Annotated in this window: 17 protein-coding genes; 6 read left to right on the plus strand and 11 right to left on the minus strand. The window is 69.3% G+C overall.

From position 1 onward, the window contains the following. Window positions 1-7: 7 nt before the first annotated feature. On the minus strand, window positions 8-976 hold the full coding sequence (locus CPZ01_RS12380; RefSeq protein WP_096395524.1) for a sugar phosphate isomerase/epimerase family protein: 969 nt from the start codon (window positions 974-976) through the stop codon (window positions 8-10). Window positions 977-1,153: 177 nt separating this feature from the next. Between CPZ01_RS12380 and CPZ01_RS12385 the strand changes: the two genes are divergently transcribed. Continuing rightward, window positions 1,154-2,053, plus strand: coding sequence for a PspA/IM30 family protein (locus CPZ01_RS12385; RefSeq protein WP_096395526.1), 900 nt, complete (start codon window positions 1,154-1,156; stop codon window positions 2,051-2,053). An 11-nt stretch (window positions 2,054-2,064) separates the two neighbouring features. Here CPZ01_RS12385 and CPZ01_RS12390 read toward each other — a convergent pair whose 3' ends face one another. The 4 genes from CPZ01_RS12390 to CPZ01_RS12405 form a co-directional block, all read right to left on the minus strand. Then, window positions 2,065-3,339 carry an RNA-guided endonuclease InsQ/TnpB family protein gene (locus CPZ01_RS12390; RefSeq protein WP_096395528.1) on the minus strand — a complete coding sequence of 425 codons (1,275 nt, stop codon included), beginning with the start codon at window positions 3,337-3,339 and terminating at the stop codon, window positions 2,065-2,067. A gap of 232 nt (window positions 3,340-3,571) precedes the next feature. Then, window positions 3,572-4,618 (minus strand): dipeptide epimerase, encoded by a 1,047-nt coding sequence (locus CPZ01_RS12395; protein ID WP_096395530.1) that lies wholly within the window; start codon window positions 4,616-4,618, stop codon window positions 3,572-3,574. Beyond that, window positions 4,615-5,673, minus strand: a complete 1,059-nt coding sequence (locus CPZ01_RS12400; RefSeq protein ID WP_096395532.1) for a DUF1611 domain-containing protein — start codon at window positions 5,671-5,673, stop codon at window positions 4,615-4,617. The genes CPZ01_RS12395 and CPZ01_RS12400 overlap by 4 nt, the downstream gene beginning before the upstream one ends. 640 nt (window positions 5,674-6,313) lie before the next feature. Continuing rightward, window positions 6,314-6,631, minus strand: coding sequence for a DUF5785 family protein (locus CPZ01_RS12405; RefSeq protein ID WP_096395534.1), 318 nt, complete (start codon window positions 6,629-6,631; stop codon window positions 6,314-6,316). A gap of 150 nt (window positions 6,632-6,781) precedes the next feature. Here CPZ01_RS12405 and CPZ01_RS12410 point away from each other — a divergent pair, with 150 nt between their 5' ends. Next, window positions 6,782-7,249, plus strand: a complete 468-nt coding sequence (locus CPZ01_RS12410) for a hypothetical protein (RefSeq protein WP_096395536.1) — start codon at window positions 6,782-6,784, stop codon at window positions 7,247-7,249. Window positions 7,250-7,262: 13 nt separating this feature from the next. Here CPZ01_RS12410 and fdhF read toward each other — a convergent pair whose 3' ends face one another. Continuing rightward, window positions 7,263-9,407 carry a formate dehydrogenase subunit alpha gene (fdhF, locus tag CPZ01_RS12415; protein WP_096395538.1) on the minus strand — a complete coding sequence of 715 codons (2,145 nt, stop codon included), beginning with the start codon at window positions 9,405-9,407 and terminating at the stop codon, window positions 7,263-7,265. 266 nt (window positions 9,408-9,673) lie between these two features. On the opposite strand from fdhF, the gene CPZ01_RS12420 reads away from it, so the two are divergent. After that, complete coding sequence (locus CPZ01_RS12420; protein WP_096395540.1) at window positions 9,674-10,843, plus strand: glutathione-independent formaldehyde dehydrogenase; 1,170 nt, start codon at window positions 9,674-9,676, stop codon at window positions 10,841-10,843. Between the two features lie 61 nt (window positions 10,844-10,904). Here CPZ01_RS12420 and CPZ01_RS15485 read toward each other — a convergent pair whose 3' ends face one another. Further along, window positions 10,905-11,072 (minus strand): hypothetical protein, encoded by a 168-nt coding sequence (locus CPZ01_RS15485; RefSeq protein ID WP_172863966.1) that lies wholly within the window; start codon window positions 11,070-11,072, stop codon window positions 10,905-10,907. 168 nt (window positions 11,073-11,240) lie between these two features. Here CPZ01_RS15485 and CPZ01_RS15490 point away from each other — a divergent pair, with 168 nt between their 5' ends. Next, complete coding sequence (locus CPZ01_RS15490; RefSeq protein WP_172863967.1) at window positions 11,241-11,393, plus strand: hypothetical protein; 153 nt, start codon at window positions 11,241-11,243, stop codon at window positions 11,391-11,393. A gap of 10 nt (window positions 11,394-11,403) precedes the next feature. Here CPZ01_RS15490 and CPZ01_RS12425 read toward each other — a convergent pair whose 3' ends face one another. Beyond that, window positions 11,404-12,609, minus strand: coding sequence for a CobW family GTP-binding protein (locus CPZ01_RS12425; protein ID WP_096395542.1), 1,206 nt, complete (start codon window positions 12,607-12,609; stop codon window positions 11,404-11,406). 90 nt (window positions 12,610-12,699) lie between these two features. Between CPZ01_RS12425 and CPZ01_RS12430 the strand changes: the two genes are divergently transcribed. Next, complete coding sequence (locus CPZ01_RS12430) at window positions 12,700-13,320, plus strand: hypothetical protein (protein WP_096395544.1); 621 nt, start codon at window positions 12,700-12,702, stop codon at window positions 13,318-13,320. 5 nt (window positions 13,321-13,325) lie between these two features. Here CPZ01_RS12430 and yqeC read toward each other — a convergent pair whose 3' ends face one another. Continuing rightward, on the minus strand, window positions 13,326-14,057 hold the full coding sequence (gene yqeC / locus CPZ01_RS12435; protein ID WP_096395546.1) for a selenium cofactor biosynthesis protein YqeC: 732 nt from the start codon (window positions 14,055-14,057) through the stop codon (window positions 13,326-13,328). A 142-nt stretch (window positions 14,058-14,199) separates the two neighbouring features. Here yqeC and CPZ01_RS12440 point away from each other — a divergent pair, with 142 nt between their 5' ends. Continuing rightward, on the plus strand, window positions 14,200-16,107 hold the full coding sequence (locus tag CPZ01_RS12440) for an aldehyde ferredoxin oxidoreductase family protein (RefSeq protein WP_096395548.1): 1,908 nt from the start codon (window positions 14,200-14,202) through the stop codon (window positions 16,105-16,107). 34 nt (window positions 16,108-16,141) lie between these two features. Here the strand turns inward: CPZ01_RS12440 and CPZ01_RS12445 are convergent, their stop codons facing one another. Both CPZ01_RS12445 and CPZ01_RS12450 read right to left on the minus strand, forming a co-directional pair. Further along, window positions 16,142-16,468, minus strand: a complete 327-nt coding sequence (locus CPZ01_RS12445; RefSeq protein ID WP_096395550.1) for a hypothetical protein — start codon at window positions 16,466-16,468, stop codon at window positions 16,142-16,144. After that, complete coding sequence (locus CPZ01_RS12450; RefSeq protein ID WP_096395552.1) at window positions 16,465-17,508, minus strand: Mrp/NBP35 family ATP-binding protein; 1,044 nt, start codon at window positions 17,506-17,508, stop codon at window positions 16,465-16,467. The genes CPZ01_RS12445 and CPZ01_RS12450 overlap by 4 nt, the downstream gene beginning before the upstream one ends. Between the last annotated feature and the right edge of the window lie 59 nt (window positions 17,509-17,567).

Below are 17,567 nucleotides of genomic sequence, written 5' to 3' on the forward strand. Positions count from 1 at the left end.
GAGAGTACTACGCCCAGTAGGCGTCGCCCGGCTCCGTCTCGAAGACGGCGCGGTCGAGCACGTCGACGGCCTTCTCTAACCCCTCCCGCGAGGAGGTGAGCGAGTCCTCGTGTTCGATCGACAGCGCGCCCTCGTAGCCGACCATCCGGAGCGTCGAGACCACGTCCTTCCAGTGGTCCTCGCCGTGGCCGTAGCCGATCGAGCGGAACAGCCACGAGCGGTCGGCCTCCTCGGCGTAACCCGTCGTGTCGAGGACGCCCTTCACGCGGGCCTTCGCGTCGTACACCTTGGTGTCCTTCGCGTGGACGTGGTGGATCGCGTCGCGCTCGCCGAGGAATCGGATCGCCTCCGTCACGTCGATCCCCTGCCAGTAGAGGTGCGAAGGGTCGAAGTTGGCGCCGATCCGGTCGCTCGTCGCCTCCCGCAGCGCGAGCATCCCGGTCGGCTCGTACACCAGCATGTTCGGGTGCATCTCGATGGCGACGTCGACGCCGTGGTGGTCGGCGTGCTTCGACAGGTCGCTCCAGTAGGGGATCGCCACCTCGTCCCACTGGTAGTCCAGCGCGTCGGCGTGCTCGGTCGGCCACGGCGCAGTGACCCAGTTCGGCGTCGAGTCGCCGGGCGCCCCGGCGGGGAGCCCGGAGAAGCAGGTCACCGTGTCGACGCCCAAGTGGTCGGCCAGCTCTATCGCATCGCGCAGTTCTCGGTCGGCCGCCGCGGCCCGCTCCTCGTCGGGATGAAGCGGGTTGTTGTGCGTCGCCAGCGCGGAGATCCGGAGGTCGTGACCGTCGAGCAGCGCCCGGAGGTCCTCTCGCGCCGTCTCGTCGTCGAGGAGCGTCTCGCGGTCGACGTGGTCCTCGCCGGGCCAGCCGCCGACGCCGAGTTCGACGGCGTCGACGCCGATCCCGTCGAGGTACGCGGCCGCGTCGTCGAGCGGTTCGTCGCCCAAGGGAACAGTTAGCACGCCGATGTCCATGCGCGGGGCTACAGCGACGCTCCGGATAAGCCTTCAGGAAGCGTCGGCGTCGACGCCGGTCGAATCGCCCGCGGATCCGAGGCGCTGGTCCGCGGCCGCGCGTTCCCGCCGCGAGCCGGGCCGCTCCGCGCCACGAACCGCATGAGGTTTTAACGGGTGGAACGCGTACGACGTGGTATGGGAATCCTCTCGCGCGCCTCCTACGTCGTCCGCTCGAAGGTGAACGCCCTCCTGAATCGAGCGGAGGACCCGACTGAGTCGCTCGACTACTCGTACGAACAGATGCGCGACGAGCTCCAGGACGTCAAGCAGGGGATCGCCGACCTGACGACCCAGAAGAAGCGCCTGGAGATCCAGAAGCGCAAGCTCGAAGAGAACGTCGAGAAGCACAACCGCCAGGCCCGCGAGGCGGTCCAGCAGGACCGCGACGACCTCGCGCGGAAGGCCTTAGAGAAGAAGAAGTCGAAGATGACCCAGATCGAGGAGCTGGAGGGGCAGATCGCCGAGCTGAACAACACGCAGGAGCAGCTCGTCGAGAAGAAGAACAAGCTCCAAAACCGCATCGAGGAGTTCCGCACGAAGAAGGAGACGATGAAGGCCCGCTACGAGGCGGCCGAGGCGTCCACTCGCGTCTCGGAGGCGATGACCGGCGTCGGCGACGAGATGGAGGACGTGAGCCGCTCGATCGAGCGCGCCGAGGAGCAGACCGAGGAGATGGAGGCGCGCTCGGAGGCGATGGACGAGCTGGAGGACTCCGGCGCCTTCGAGGACGCGCTCTCCGACAAGGACAACATCGACCGCGAACTGGAGAGCCTCTCGACGGACAGCGAGGTCGACGCCGAGCTGGAGACGCTGAAGGGCGAGCTCGGGAAAGGCGAGTCGACCGACGACGGCGACGCCGCCGTCAGCGACGAGGAGGTCGACGCCGAACTGGAGGACATCGAGTCGGAGATCGACTCGGACGACCTCGAAGCCGACCTCGATGGTGACGGCGGTTCCGGGGACGCCGACCTCGACGAGGAGCTCGACGTCGAGCTCGAGGAGTCGGAGTCCGACGCGGACGAACAGCGGAAGTAAACTACCCTACCCTACTCGCTCACGGCGCTGCCGTTCGCTTCGTTGAGGGTAGGGCTTTCGCGTGGACTCCCGTTCTGGCCATCGCTGGCAGGCTCGTAATCGCCGTTCACGTTCAACGTCCCGCGATTCAAGCGCACGTTTACGGGTGCGCCTCCACCCGACGACGTTTGCGCCGAGCGGAGATGCTTCAGACCGATATTCTTCGCCGCGTTGTAGTCGGCGTTCACTTCGTAACCGCACTTCTGGCAGCAGAACCGCGCTTGTGTCTCGCGGTTTTCTCGGAGTGTCGTCCCGCACTTGGAACACCGCTGGGAGGTGTAGGCGGGACTCACCTGCTCGACGGAGATGCCGACGACTTCGGCTTTGTACTCGACGTACTCGAACACACGTTGGAACGCCCATGCGTGGAACTTCTTGGCGTTCGGCATCCGCTCACGAATTCCGGTCAGGTTCTCGAACGCGATCACGTCACAGTCGTGTTCGACGGCTTCTGCGACGAGTTCTTTCGAGACGGTGTGTAAGAACTGGTCATAGCGCCCCGTCTCGGTACGTCCAACCGACTGGATGGTTTCGTGGGCGGCCCGGGTTCCACGTCGTTGGAGCGACCCGCGCCGCTTCTCGAACTCGCGGTGCCAGTGGTTCAGCTCTGCCCCGTTCCAGAACGTGCCCGTGGAGGTGACGGCGACGTTTTCGATGCCGAGGTCAACGCCGAGGACTGTGTTGTGCCCGTCGTTGCCGTCGTCGGCAGTCTCGAACTCCGCGTCCGCCTTTGTGCGGACGTGAAGGTAGAATTCGCCGTCGCGGTAGTGTAGTTCTGCGCCCGTCACGTCGTAGTCGTCGTTGAACAGATACTCCGAATGAGGCGTCTTGCGATCCTCGTCGGGGAGAACATATCTGGCGGTGATACGTCCCTCGACGGTCGAAAGCGTCGCGTGGTCGTCGTTGAACGTCGCACATCGCTTGTCGTAGACGAGCGTCGGGGCGGAGAAGCACGGCTTTCCCGCGTAGTCACCCTGTTTCCAGCGTGCGACAACGCTCTGGACGGCGTCGGCGGCCTTGTTGCGAGCGTTCTGGACGAGATTCGCTTGGAGCCTCGTTTCGGCCCGCACGTCGTTGTAGGTTTCACGCTGGAGTTGGGCTTTGCTCGTCGTCTTGTACTCACCTTGCCAGGCGTGGTCAACGACGTAGTTGGCGGCCCACAGGAACTCGGAGATGGTTTCGTGGAGGAGGGCGGCGTCGCTGTCGGCCACGTCGAGTTTGACGGGGACCGTGCGACGTACCTCCATCCGTAATTCAGACGTTACGCTAAGTCTTTGTAATAATACTGTTTTTGGAGGAGAGTTAGCCACGTGTAGAACGTGGTAATGACGGTATCATGTCGGTTTCCTCGCCGACCTACTCGCTCCCTTCGGTCGCTCCTTGAGGTCGGGGGCTCCACCTTGAATTACGCTGAGGTCCGTTCCGCCTCCCGCTCGGTCCCCCCGGTCCCCGTCTTTCCCGTCCCCGCTTCCGATTAGCTCACTCCGACGCCGGGCGCGCCCCGGTCCCCGCGCGGTCCTGGTCGGCGAGGCGGATCTCCCCGTCCGCGAGGTCGACGCCCTCGTACGGGTCGTCGGCGAGCAGCAGCGAGCCGTCGACGTCGGCGTAATCGAGGAGCGGCGCGAGCTGCGCGGCCGCCGCGATGGAGGCGTTCGACTCGATCATACAGCCGCACATCACCTCCAGCCCGTGCGCCCGCGCGGCGGCGATCAACCGTCTCGCCTCGGAGAGGCTTCCGGCCTTCATCAGCTTCAGGTTCGCGATGTCACAGCGATCGGCGATCGCGGGCACGTCCGCGGCCGTCACGCAGGACTCGTCGGCGGCGATCGGCAGCTCGGAGCGCTCGTAGACGTACCGCAGCCCCTCGGGGTCCTCGGCCGGAACCGGCTGTTCGACGAACTCCACGTCGCGGTCGGCGAGCCACGCGCTCTTCGCGACCGCCTCCTTCGGCGTCCACGCCTCGTTGGCGTCGACGCGGAGCCGCGCGTCGGGCGCGGCGTCGCGGACCGCGTCGATCAGCTCCCGATCGCGGTCGGTGCCGAGCTTTATTTTCAGCACGGAGTAGCCCGCCGCGACGGCGTCGGACGCCTTCTCGCGCACGCGGTCGGTCTCGTCGAGGCCGATCGTGAAGGAGGTCTTCGGGGCGTCGCTCGGGTCGAGCCCCCACAGGCGGTACAGCGGGACGCCGAGCCGCTTCGCCGCGAGGTCGTGGACGGCGATCGAGACGGCGCAGCGGGCGGCGGGGTTGCCGTTCACGACCGCCCGCAGTTCGCCCTCGATCTCGCGGATCGCGTGGGGGTCGCCGACGCGCTCGACCGCGTCGAGGAGGGCCGGCATGACCGCCGCGACGGTGTCGGCCGTCTCGCCGTAGTGGGCCGACGGCGCCGCGCCGCCGATCCCGGTCATCCCCGCGTCGTCCGTGATCCGGACGACCACGTTCTCCGCCTCGGTCCGGGTCCCCCGCGAGATGGTGAAGGAATTTTCGAGGGGGAGCGAGACCCGTTCGAACTCGGTTTCGAGGCTCATTCGCCGCCGAGCCCCGCATCGACGATCGCGTCCACGATGCGGTCCGCGCCGTCCCGGACCGGGTCGGCGGCGGGGGCCCCGACCTCGTCGCCGAAGTCGGTCACGGCGTCCGCGGCGGCCGCGTCGTCGGCCACGTCCTTCGTGTTGAGCGCGCCCGCAACGACGCTCGTCTCGTGGACCGGCGCCGCCAGGTCCTCGTAGAGGTCGACGTAGTCGGCGAGCGGCGGGAGGTCGAACGACTCGTAGCCGTGGACGGCCTCGCGGCCCGCGGCGTGACAGAGGACGAGGCCGTCCGCCATCGACCCGTGAAGGATGCCGCAGGTGACCGCGGAGTAGGCGGGGTGGACGATGCTCCCCTGCCCCTCGACGACGAGGAGGTCGTGGTCGTCGCCGGCCTCGACGAGCATCTCCTCGACGGCGCCCGCCGCGAAGTCCGAGACGACGCGATCGATCGGGTTCCCCCACCCGGCGATCATGATCCCGGTCTGTCCGGTGGGGACGAACGCGGCGTCGATCCCGCGCTCGCGGGCGGCCGCGACGATCTCCAGCGACGCGGTCATCTTCCCCACCGAGCAGTCGGTGCCGACCGTGAGCACCACGTCGGCGTCGACGTCGCCCGACGCCCCGGAAGCGACCGTGAGGTCGTCGTCGGGCTTCCGCACGTCGACGAGGTCGACGCCGTGCTCGCCGGCCAGCGCGGCCAGCTCCGCGTCCTCGTTTAAAAAGTAGTGGAGCCCGCTCACCACGTCGCAGCCGGCCTCGATCGCGGCCTCGACGTCACCGCGCCACGACTCGTCGAAGCCGCCGCCGATGGGCGCGATCCCGATGTAGAGGGCGTCGAGGTCGCCGTCGGCGGCCGCGTGCGCGTCGGCGAACGACTCGACGATCGGCGCGTCCGAAACCCCCGCGACGTGGTCGCGCACGCGGTCGCCGGCGCGGTCGCGGTCGAGGACGCCGCACACCTCCTGGTCGCCGTAGCGCAGCACGCCGAGCGCGGTCTTCGCGCGGTCGGGGAACTTCTCGTGGGCGAGGACGGCGATCCGCTCGTGGTCCATGGTGGGTCGCTCGCCCCGGGAGTTATTAAAGGAGTCGAGCGCTCGACGAGCGGCCGACTCGATCGCGGCGATTCCGTCCGACGAGACTCCGATCATCGACGCGACATTTATAAACGAACTGCGGTGGCGCGTGCCTGCGAGCGGCCGCCCCCGGCGGCCGCGAGGCAGCACGCGCGAGGGAGTCAGTCGGCCGGAGCGTAGCGGAGGCCGATTGACGAGGCTGGGGAGGAGTGAGGTGCGGGGCGGTGCTGTGCGGGGCGGGACTCAAAGGGGCAGCCGCGAGGGCGGCGCAGGCGACGTAAGCACCGCAAGGAGTGAGCGAAGCGAACGACTGAGGAGCGTGGTTCGAGAGAGCAAAGCTCTCTCGTCATCCCGAAAATCTCTGATTTTCGGGCGACAGCGAGCGTGCGCCGCCCTCGCGGCTGGGGCTTTGGAGGAGTTCCCTGCCGATCCACAGTTAGTTATTTATAAGCGAGCGGTTGGGGCTTTGGAGGAGTCCGCCGTTGACCCGCGATCAGCCATTTAAAAACGAGCGGCTGACCCTTCAGGAGGCGTTCGCCGCTGATCCGCTGTCAGCTATTTATAAGCGAGCGGCTGGGGATTCCTCAGAAAGACCGACACTGAGATTAAAAAGCGCGTATTAAGCGCTGCCGTCGACGAACTGCTCGGCGCCCTCGTAGAACCAGTAGCCGTTCTCGCGCATCGCGCGGCCGAGTTCCTGGTGGAACTCGACGAAGTCCGCGAACTCCTCCTTTTCGACGCCCTCGAAGATCTCCTCGACGGAGACGACCGTCTCGAAGTCGATCCGGATCGGGTGGTCGCCGTACTGCTCGACGTACTCCGCCGCCGTGAGCGGGAAGTCCTCCTCCTCGTCGATCTTCTTCGCGAGCACGGCGTGGCCGTACTGCCGCATGCCCTCGCTCCCCTGCTCGCCGTCGGGGTCGTGTGGCCAGTCCATACCGGGGAATTCGCCGGATCGGGGATAGTGGTTTCGGATGCGGCGGTGCCGGCCGACCGCGCTCCGCGAGCCGCTCGCCCCGCCCCGCACCGCCGCCCACCCTACCGGGCCCGCAAAAGACACTTCACGACGCTCTGCGTCGCCCCCAATATGCGCCGCAGAGCCCTCCTCGCGTCCGCGGCCGCCGCCTCGACCGCCTCGCTCGCCGGCTGCCCCACCCCGCCGTGGACCGACGACCCCACGGAAATCGACGGCGCCGAACTGACGTTCCGCCGCGAGTACGACGGCGACCTCGACGTCCCCGGGTCCGGCGGGAACGACGTCGCCGAGGTGCGTCGACGCCTCGATGAGGACCCGCCGCGGCTGGTCGTGGCCGGGTCGCTCCTCGACGGTCCCCGGCGCTGCTATCGGGTCACGCTGTTCGAGGCGGCGCTCGACGACGGCACGCTCCGTCTCCGGATCGTCTCCGAGGACGACCCCGACTCGGACGTCGACCGCTGTTCGGACGTCGCCGAACCACATCCGTACTCGGTCGCCGTCGCGTTCGCCGACGCCCCCGTCCCTGACCGCGTCGAAGTCCGTCACGGCGACGAGACGGTGCTTGAGGAACGGATATAAAGGCCGACGTCGCTCAGTCGTCCGCCGATGCCGGCGAGTCGTCGCCCGCGGCCTCGATGTCGACCTCGATCTCGGCCGACGCGGCCTTGTACTCGGGGATCTTCGAGCGCTCGTCGAGCACGTCGTTGGTGAGGCGGTTCGCGGAGGCGGCCGCGAAGTGCGGCGTGGTCCAGACGACCCCCTCCTTGATGTCCTCGGTGACGTCGGCGCGGACGGTGATCTCGCCGCGGCGCGACTTCAACACCACGTCGTCGCCGTCCTCGATACCGTACCGCTCGGCGTCGTTCGGGTGGACGTCGACGAAGTTCTCCGGGTGCTGCTTCGAGAGCGTGGGCGAGCGGCGGCTCATCGTCCCGGTGTTGTAGTGCTCTTCGAGCCGCGCCGTGGTCAACACGAGCGGGTACTCCTCGTCGGGGACCTCCTTCGGCTCCTGGTGGACGACCCCCTCGATGCGGCCGAGGCCGTCCTCGGTCTCGAACTCGTCCTCGTAGAGGAACGGGTCGCCCTCGTCGCCCTCCTCGTAGCAGGGCCAGTGGAGCCCCGTCTCGCCGAGCGCGTCGTAGGTCATCCCGTGCATGATCGGGCACACCTCGCGCAGCTCCTCGAACACGTCCTCGGGGCCGTCGAACGCGAACTCGTCGCCCCCGAACAGCCGCGTGCCGACCTCACAGAGGATGTCGAGGTCGTGACGCGTGTTCTCGTGGACCTTGTGGACGCCGCGCATGCGCTGGACGCGCCGGTCGGTGTTGGTGACGGTGCCGTCGCGCTCGGCCCACGTCGTCGCCGGGAGGACGACGTCCGCGAGCTCGGCGGTCTCGGTCATGAAGATGTCCTGGACCACCATGAAGTCGAGCTCCTCGCGGAACCGGCGCTCCGTCTCGTTGCCGTCGGGCTCGCTCATGATCGGGTTCTCGCCCATGACGTAGAGCCCGTGGACGGTGTCGCCGATCGCGTGGGAGATCTCGACGTTCGTCAGCCCGGGCTCCGAGGGAATCTCGAAGCCCCACACGTCCTCGACGGACTCCCTCGCCTCGTCGTCGTCGACGAGCTGGTACCCCGGGAGGACGTTCGGCATCGCGCCCACGTCGCAGGTGCCCTGGACGTTGTTCTGCCCGCGCAGGGGGTTGACGCCCGTCCCCGGGCGGCCGAGGTTCCCCGTGACGAGCGCGAGGTTGATCTCGTTTTGAACGTTGTCGACGCCGCAGGTGTGCTGGCTCATCCCCATCCCGGTGAAGATGGCCGCGTCGTTCGCCATCGCGTACTTCTCGGCGGCGAGTTCGATGTCCGCCAGCGGCACCCCGCACTCCTCGGCGGCCGCCTCCTTGTCGAAGTCCGCGAGCGTCTCCTTCAGGTGGTCGAACCCCTTCGTGCGCGCTTCGACGAACTCCTCGTCGATCCAGCCCGCGTCCGGCTCTTCCTCGTGGCGCTCCAGGATCGTCTTGAGGACGATGTTCAGGAGCGGAATGTCGGTGCCCGGCTTCAGCTGGAGGTGTATGTGCCGGTCGGTGTCGTCGATCTCGAACGACCGGGTGGTCTTGTTCGCGTGCGGGTCGACCTGGATGACGGTCGCGCCCTCCAACACGGCCTGCCGGAAGTACTGGCTGTTAGCGATCGGGTGCTGCTCGCCCGGGTTCGCGCCTTGGATCCACAGCACGTCCGCGGAGTCCTCTAGGTCGGCCATGCTGTTCGTCATCGCGCCCATCCCGAGGCTGGTCCGCAGCGCCCAGACGGTCGAGGCGTGACACATCCGCGTGCAGTTGTCGACCTGATTCGTGCCGTACCGCCGCGCCAGCTTCTGGATCAGGTAGTTCTCCTCGTTGAACGTCTTCGAGGAGCCGAAGAATCCCATCCCGTCGGGGCCGTGCTCCTCGTGGATTCCCTCCATCTCGTCGACGACGCGGTCGAGCGCCTCCGACCAGGTCGCCTCGCGGAACTCCCCGTCCTCCTTGATCAGCGGCTCCGTCAGCCGGTCCTCGTGGTCGACGACCTGCGTCGCCGCGCCGCCCTTGATGCAGACGCTCCCCTCGTTCACCGGTGCGTCGCCCCACGGCATGAACCGCATCTCGCCCGGCTCGTCGCCCTCGAGGACGCGGATCCCGCACCCGACGCCGCAGTACGGGCAGATCGTCTTCGTCGCGTCGTCCGGCTCACTGGACATCCGTCTCACCGCCCCCCTGTGTGCTCATACCACATGATCTATCGTCGCCGTCCATCAGTGTACCGGTGGTTCCCGTCAGCGAGGGAGTGCGCGAAGCGGAAGGTGGGCGAAACGGAAGGTGGGTGAGGTGGAAGGCGGGCGAAAAGGTTAGCGAAACTGAAGATTGGCGAAGCGCATTAACATCGCTAGCAGATGGGTTATTAATGGTAATATATAATGGAAAAACATTTACTATGGTTTGTTAACATGATACAATCGGAACCAACATGAGAGCTGTTGTCTATCAAGGCCCATACGACGTGGCCGTCGAAGACGTAGACGAACCGGAGATAGAACACCCGAACGACGTCGTCGTCGATATCACTACGTCCTGTATCTGTGGGTCGGACCTCCACATGTACGAGGGTCGAACCGCGGCCGAGGAAGGGATCATCTTCGGCCACGAGAACATGGGCGTCGTCAGCGAGGTCGGCGAAGCGGTATCGACGCTGGAGGAGGGCGACCGCGTCGTGATGCCGTTCAACGTCTCCTGCGGCTTCTGTCAGAACTGCGAGGAGGGGTACACCGGCTTCTGTACCAACGTCAACCCCGGCTTCGCGGGCGGCGCGTACGGTTACGTCGCCATGGGCCCGTATCCGGGCGGACAGGCGGAAAAACTGCGCGTCCCGTACGCCGACCACAACGCGCTGAAGCTGCCGGAGGGCCGCGAACACGAGGACGCGTTCTCGCTGCTCGCGGACATCTTCCCGACGGGGTGGCACGGCACCGAGCTGGCGAACCTCGAGTCGGGCGAGTCCGTCGCCATCTTCGGCGCGGGACCGGTCGGGCTGATGGCCGCCTACAGCGCGAAGATCAAGGGCGCGGCCGAGATCTACGTCGTCGATCAGGTGCCGAGCCGACTTGAGCTCGCGGAGGAGCACTGCGACGCCCACGCCATCGACTTCTCCGAGGGCGACCCGGTCGACCAGATCATCGAGGAGCACGGCGGGATGGTCGACAAGGGCGTCGACGCGGTCGGCTACCAGGCGACCGACCCGGACGACGTCGACACCGAGACGGAGGACTACTCCTACCAGCCGGCCAAGGAGAATCCGGCGGTCGTGATCAACAACCTCATCCGGGTCGTCCGGCCGACCGGCGAGCTGGGAATTCCCGGGCTCTACGTCCCTGAGGACCCCGGCGCGCCCGACGACATGGCCGCGCAGGGGCGACTCGGCATCGACTTCGGGAAGTTCTTCGAGAAGGGGCTCAAGTGCGGCACCGGGCAGTGTAACGTGAAGGAGTACAACCGGTACCTCCGCGACATGATCATCGAGGGCCGGGCGGACCCGAGCTGGGTCGTCTCGCACCGGGTCGACCTGGAGGAGGCGCCCGAGATGTACGAGGCGTTCGACGCCCGCGAGGAGGGCGTCACGAAGGTCCTGCTGGAGCCCTGACTCCCGAGCTACTCCCGAGCCACCCCTCGCCGGCGTTCCGACTTTTTTCGCTCCCGACGCGTCAGGCCCGGAGCCACGCCTTCGGGTGTTCCGCCCGAAGATGCGACTGGTACCGCGAGACCAGCTCCGGATACCCGTCGGCGACGCAGTGCCACTCGCAGTGGTCGCAGCCCCGCTCGACCGCCTCGTCGTCGCCCTGAACGTGTCCGCCGCGTCTGTATGTGACCATGATGAGATTTCCGCCGCGGCCGGTCCGCGTCGATAGTTACCGTACGCCACGAACGGAGTTCACTCTGTCGGCGTTCGGGACGCGCGGCGGCGGTCCCGTCCGTCCCGCCTCGCCCGTCCCGTCGCTCCCGCCGAAACCCGTATGTCGATCCCTCTCGTGGCTACTCGTATGTGTAAGTACTGTAACTGGGCGTTCCACGACGAGTGGGGGCAGCTGCTGAAGTACGACGACGTCTACCAGTCGGCGGTCGGGGCCGAGACCGAGTCCACCCACGGGTTCCACGAGGAGTGGGACGACCTACAGGCCGAGCTCGGGATCTGACTCGTCGGCCTCACAGCGGGAACGCGTCCGCAGCCGCCTCCTCGGCGGCCGCGGTCTCCCCGTCGGCGTCGGCCGTCGTCAGGCCGTCGAGCTCGCCGCGGATCCGCGCCTCGTCCATCTCGCTGCCGATGAACACGAGCCGCGTCCGCCTGTCGTCGTCGGGCTCCCACTCGCCGATGGGACCCGCCTGTACCGAGGGGCCGGCCTGGCTCACGCCGATCACCTCGTCGGTGCCCGCGACGTTCGCGACGCCCTTCGCCCGAACGATCGCGCCGTCCCAGTCGTCGAGCCAGTCCGCGAACGGCTCCGGGTCGAGCGCGTCGGCCGAGCGGTAGACGAACGAGTCGACCCCGTGGGCCGCGGCGGCCCCCTCGGCGTGGTCGTGGTCGTGCGCGTGGCCGCCTCCTCCTTCTCTGCCCTCGCCCGCCGCATCGCCCTCGTCCGCCGCGTCGCCCTCGCTCGCCGCGTCGCCCTCGTCCGCCGCGTCGCCCTCGCTCGCGGCGATCTCGCGTTTCCACCCCGGTGACCGCTTGGCCGTCTCGAAGTCGAACCGCCCGGTGTCGAGCACGTCGCCGGGGTCGACCTCGGAGTAGCTCGTCCGGATCCGCTTCGCACGCGGCCCCAGCCGGTCGGCGACCGACTCGATCTCGTCGAGCACGTCGTCGGGGACCATGTCAGTCTTGTTCAACACGAGCACGTCGCAGAACTCGATCCCCTCGACGAGCACGTCCGCGAGGGGGCGGTCGGCCGCCGGCTCGCCGTCGCCCGGGAGGCTCTCGCCCGCGTCGAACTCCTTCCAGAACCCGTAGGTGTCGAGGACGGTCACCATCGTGTCCAGCCGGAAGCGCTCGGTCGGGTCGACCTCGCTGTCCTCGGTCCCCTCTGTGAACGCCCGCGCGACCGGGATCGGCTCGGAGATGCCCGACGACTCCACGAGCAGGTAGTCGAACTCGCGCGACTCCGCGAGCGCCGCGGCCTCCGAGAGCAGGTCGTCCTGGAGCCGGCAGCAGATACAGCCGTTCGAGAGGTCGACGACGCCCTCCTCGTCGTTCTCGCGGGCGACGAGCTCGGCGTCGACGTTCACCTCTCCCATGTCGTTTAAGATGACCGCGATCCGCCTGTCGCCGGGGTTTGCGAGCAGGTGGTTCACCATGGTCGTCTTCCCGGCGCCGAGGTAGCCGCTGAGGACGGTGACCGGGATCCGGTCGTCTGTCATGTGTGCTACCAGTGTCCACGCCTGTATCAAACGATCGATCGGGACGATCGAGACGAACGTTCATCCGTCCCACCGCCGTACCGCGAGGCGATGGACCTGAGCGAGTCGACCCTCCGGGACCGCGCCCGAGCGTACGCGGAGACGGAACCGCTGTACGACGTGGAGCGCCAGCACGTCGAGACGGTCCCGAAGACGTTCGCCGGCGACGAGTACGGGCGCCGCGACGCCCAGTGGATCGTCCGGTGGTACTTCCGCCGGTACCTCGGCGAGTACCCGGACCGCGAGCGGCGCGAGCGCGAGGAGGCGTTCCGCGACAACGAGTTCGACGACGTGATCGACGCCCTCGACGCCGCCGTCGACGCGGTGGGCGTCGGGGGAAGCGAGGGCGGCCCCGCGGACGCGACGGAGCCGGACGTCGCCGCCGCGCTCGACGCGCTCACCGCGCTCGACGGGGTCGACGTCGCGGTCGCGTCCGGGTTCCTCCAGTTCCTCGCCCCCTCGCGGTTCGTCGCGGTCGACCGCCGGACTTGGGAGGTGCTGGCCGCCGCCGGCGAGCTCGACGACCCGTATCCGGACCCGCCCTCGGTCGCCGACTACCGGCGGTTCGACGAGGCCTGTCGGGCCGTGATGGACCGGACCGGCGTCGACGCGTGGACGCTGTACCGGGCGCTGTGGCGCTCGTTCGAGGAGGTTCCGGGGGAGGACTCGTAGGGGATCTACTCGACGACCTCGACGACCGGGTCGTCCGCGATCAGGCGCGTGAGGAGGACGCGCGGCACGTTCGCGCGGAAGAGGATCTCACCGGCGATCGCTCGGGCCGCGTCCGCGTCCGCCTCGTCGTCGACCTTGTTCACGACCGGGATCGCGGTCGCGTCGCCCGGGACGCCCTTCAGCCCGCCCGCGGGGCTCGCGAGGACCGTCGCGACGTCGGCGGGGCGGATCTCGTCGCCGATCTCGCGGCCCGTGATCGCGGCGACCTCCTCCGGCCGGTGGACGAGCTCCTCGGTGAGCGGCTCTCCGACGACGTGCGCGCTCGCGATCGGGACGACCACGTCCGCGTTCGACGGGATCTGCGGCTCGTGGTCGCCGGGCGCCTTGAACTCCCGGAGCCGCGCCCCGTCCGCCTTCACGAGCGTCGCGCCGGGCGCGGCGTCGGCGATCTCGGCGACGGCCTCGGTGTCGTACCCGAGGTACCGGTCCGAGCGCTCGCGTTCGGGGACCAGCCCGAGCGGCCAGTCGCCGTCTCCCGCCTCGTCGAGCGCGCCCACCGGGTCCTCGGTCACGCGGACCGCGGCGACCCGGTCGTCGAATATCGGTATCCGCACGCTCGCGGTCACGACCGACCGATCGAGCCGGTCGGCGAGCGCGAACAGCGTCGACTTCTTGCCGCCCGCGCCGACGACGCAGACGGTCGCGTCGCGGGCGTCGAGCGCGGTCGTGAAGTCCATACCCGGACGTTCGCCCGCCGGCGGCCTCACTCTAACGGTCGGACCCTCGGGCGGAGGGGGAACCGCGAGGGACTCGACCCCCGCGGGCGCTCGACCCCCGCGGCGAACAGATTGATACGTCCTCGCCGCGCAGGGCATCCAAATGAGTCGGCGCCGCACCCACGTCCTCCGCGTCGACCTCTCGACGGGTGAGACCGCCCGTGAACGCGTCCCCCGCGACTGGCGACGCGACTACGTGGGCGGGAAGGGACTGGGGGCGCGCTACCTCTACGAGGAGCTGTCCCCGGGGACCGACCCGACGGCCCCGGCGAACCGCCTCGGATTCTTCGTCGGGCCGCTCGCGGGCTACCTCCCCGGCGAGACGCGCTACGCCGCGGTGACCAAGTCCCCGCTCACCGGCGGCTTCCTCGACTCGTACGCCGGCGGCGAGTTCGCCGATCGGCTCGCGGGGTCGCTCGACGACTGCCTCGGGCTGCTCGTGACGGGCGCCGCCGACCGGCCGGTCCGGATCGAGGTTGAGAGCGGCCGCGCCCGGATCGAGGCGAGCGACGCGTGGGGCGCCGACGCGGCCGAGACGGACGAGCGATTCCCGGACGCCGGCGTCGCCTGCGTCGGTCCCGCGGGCGAGCGCGAGGCGGCCTACGCGACGGTCGCGAGCGACGGCGGCGATCACCACGCGGGCCGCGGCGGCGCCGGCGCCGTGATGGGTTCGAAGCGGCTGAAGGCGGTCGTCGGCCGCGACCCGCCGCCGACGGTCCCCGACGACCTCGCTAAGCTCCGCGACCGCGACGCGGCGGCATACGGCGACGATCCGACCGGCGAGTGGCAGGCGGCCGGCGAGACGGTCGAGACGGTCGACTACGCCAACGAGGTCGGGATCCTCGCCGCGGAGGGGTGGACGGGGACCGGCTTCGACGGCGCCGACGACATCGGCGTCGAGGCCGCGCTGGAGCGCGCGACGGGGCGCGAGGCAGTTGCCGACGCCGGCCAAGGCGAGGGCCCCGCCGTCCCCGGCGGCTTCCGGATCGACACGCCCGACGGCGAGGTGGTCCCGCGCGGCGCGGCGCCGATCACGCTCGGGGCGGGCCTCGGCATCGACGACTTCGACCGCGTCGTCGACCTGTGCGGGGTCTGCGACCGGCTCGGCCTCGACGTGATCGGCGCGGGCAACGCGGTCGCGTGGGCGATCCGTGCGGGGGAGGCGGGAGTCGTCGACTGTCCGGTCTCGTTCGGCGACGCGGCGGGCGCCGAGCGCCTCTTGGAATCGATCGCGGCCCGCGAGGCGCCGCCGGACCTCGACGTCCACCCGGACCTGCCGGACGCGCTCGCCGACGGCATCGACGCCGCGGTCGCCCGGTTCGGCGGCGCGGACCTCGTGCCGACGGTGAAGTCGATGGCGCTGCCCGGCTTCGACCCCCGCGCGGCGGTCGGCGTCGCGCTCGCGTACGCGACGAGCGACCGCGGCGCGTGCCACCGCCGCGCGCGGCCGCAGGACACCGAGCCCCTGGCCCGCCCGGACCGGTCCCCGACAGACCGGGTCCGCGACGTGGTCGGCGAGCAGAACGCGCGCTCGGTGCTGTGGAGCCTCGTCGTCGACGACTTCGTCGGCGAGGCGGTCTGGACCGACCTCGGCGCCGAGTGGCTCGCGGCGGTCGACCACCCCGCGGTCGCCGATGTCGACCGCGGCGGGGACGCCGAGTGCGAGGCCGACGCCGACACGCGGAGCGACCCGGTCGCCGCGCTCGCGACGACCGGCGAGCGGATCTGGACGCTCACCCGGCTGTTCAACGCCCGCGAGGGGTTCGACCGCGACGACGACGCGCTCCCCGAGCCGCTCCGCACGGCCGCGGCCGACGGGACGCCCGGCGTCGACGTCGACGCGTTCGACCGCCTGCTGGACCGCTACTACGCGGCGCGCGGCTGGGGGGACCGCGGCCTCCCGACGCCGGCGGGGCTCGACCGCCTGGGACTCGCCGGCGTCGTCGACGACGCGACGCCGCTCGACGACCGCCCGATCGACCTCGCCGCGGCGGCCGAGTCGGACGACTGACCGAGAGAACCGGATCCAAGGGTTTTCCGGAGGCTCAGCGACGCAGCCCGCCCTCGGCCTTGATCCGCATGATGTGCCGGACGTTGAGGTAGATCTCCTCGGGCGACGTCTCCTCCTCGTCGTCGTACAGGTCCGAGACGCGGTAGAGAATCGCCGAGAGCTGCCTGCTCTCCGAGCTGTCCCCCCGAACGTCCTCGGCCACGTCCCGGAGGAACTCCCGTACCTCGTCGTCCGCGGGAAACTCCGCCTCCGACGCGTCCTCCGGGACGACCGGGTCGACGCCCGCGGCCGCGAGCGGGTCCTCGTGGTCGGCGTCGGCGCCCCCCTCGGAGGCGGAGGCGTCGTCGTCCGCGTCGGTCATCGCCCCTCGCTCACCCCGCGGCGGCGGACGACGCCGGCGTTGTTCGCGACGTTCTCGACGAGCACCTTGAACGCGTCCGCGGTCTCGCCGTCTTCCAAGACGACCGGCTCGCCGTCGTCGCCGCCGGTGCGCACCTCGGGGTCGAGCGGGATCCCGCCGAGGAACGGGAGATCGTGCTCCTGCGCGAGCGCCTTCCCGCCGCCGGAGCCGAATATCTCGTGGAAGCCGCCGCAGTCGGGACAGCGGAAGCCGGCCATGTTCTCCGCGATGCCGAGGACGTTCGTGTCGTGTTTGCCGAACATGCGGAGCCCCTTCACCGCGTCGTCGAGGGCCACGTCCTGCGGCGTCGTGACGATCACGGCCCCCGTCAAGGGGAGCGTCTGGAGGATGGTGAGCTGGGTGTCGCCGGTGCCCGGCGGCAGATCCATCACGAGGTAGTCGAGCTCACCCCACTCGACGTCCTCGACGAGCTGGGTGATGATCTTGTGGACCATCGGGCCGCGCCAGATGACGGGGTCGTCCTCGCCGGTGAGGAAGTCCATGCTCATCAGCTTCACCCCGAACCGCTCGGGGGGAACGATCGTCTCGCCGTCGGTCTCGGGGCGCTCCTCGGCCGAGACCATCCGCGGCACGTTCGGCCCGTACACGTCGGCGTCGAACAGGCCCACGCGGGCGCCGAGCTGGGAGAGCCCGGCGGCGAGGTTCACCGCGACGGTCGACTTCCCAACGCCGCCCTTCCCGGAGGCGACCGCGATCACATTCTGGACGCCGGGGAGAACCTGCTCGTCCGCCGAGAGGTCGTCCGGAATCGACGCCGACAGCTCGACGTCGAGGCCCGTATCCGCGAGCGCCTCGCGCACGTCGTCCGCGACGGCCGACTCGTTCGGCGAGAAGGGGGCGCCGAGCGCGAGCGACACACGGACCGTCCCCGCTCCCTCGTCGACCTCGACGTCGTTCACCAGCCCGAGCGAGACGATGTCGCCGCCGAGGTCGGGGTCCCGCACGTCGGCGAGCCGCTCTCGAACGTCCGCTTCGTTCATAGTCGGACGGAGGGAACTCGGTCGAATAAGGGTTCTGTACGGGCCGCGGTCGACGGTGT

The sequence above is a fragment of the Halorubrum trapanicum genome (assembly GCF_002355655.1).
Classification (GTDB): Archaea; Halobacteriota; Halobacteria; order Halobacteriales; family Haloferacaceae; genus Halorubrum; species Halorubrum trapanicum_A.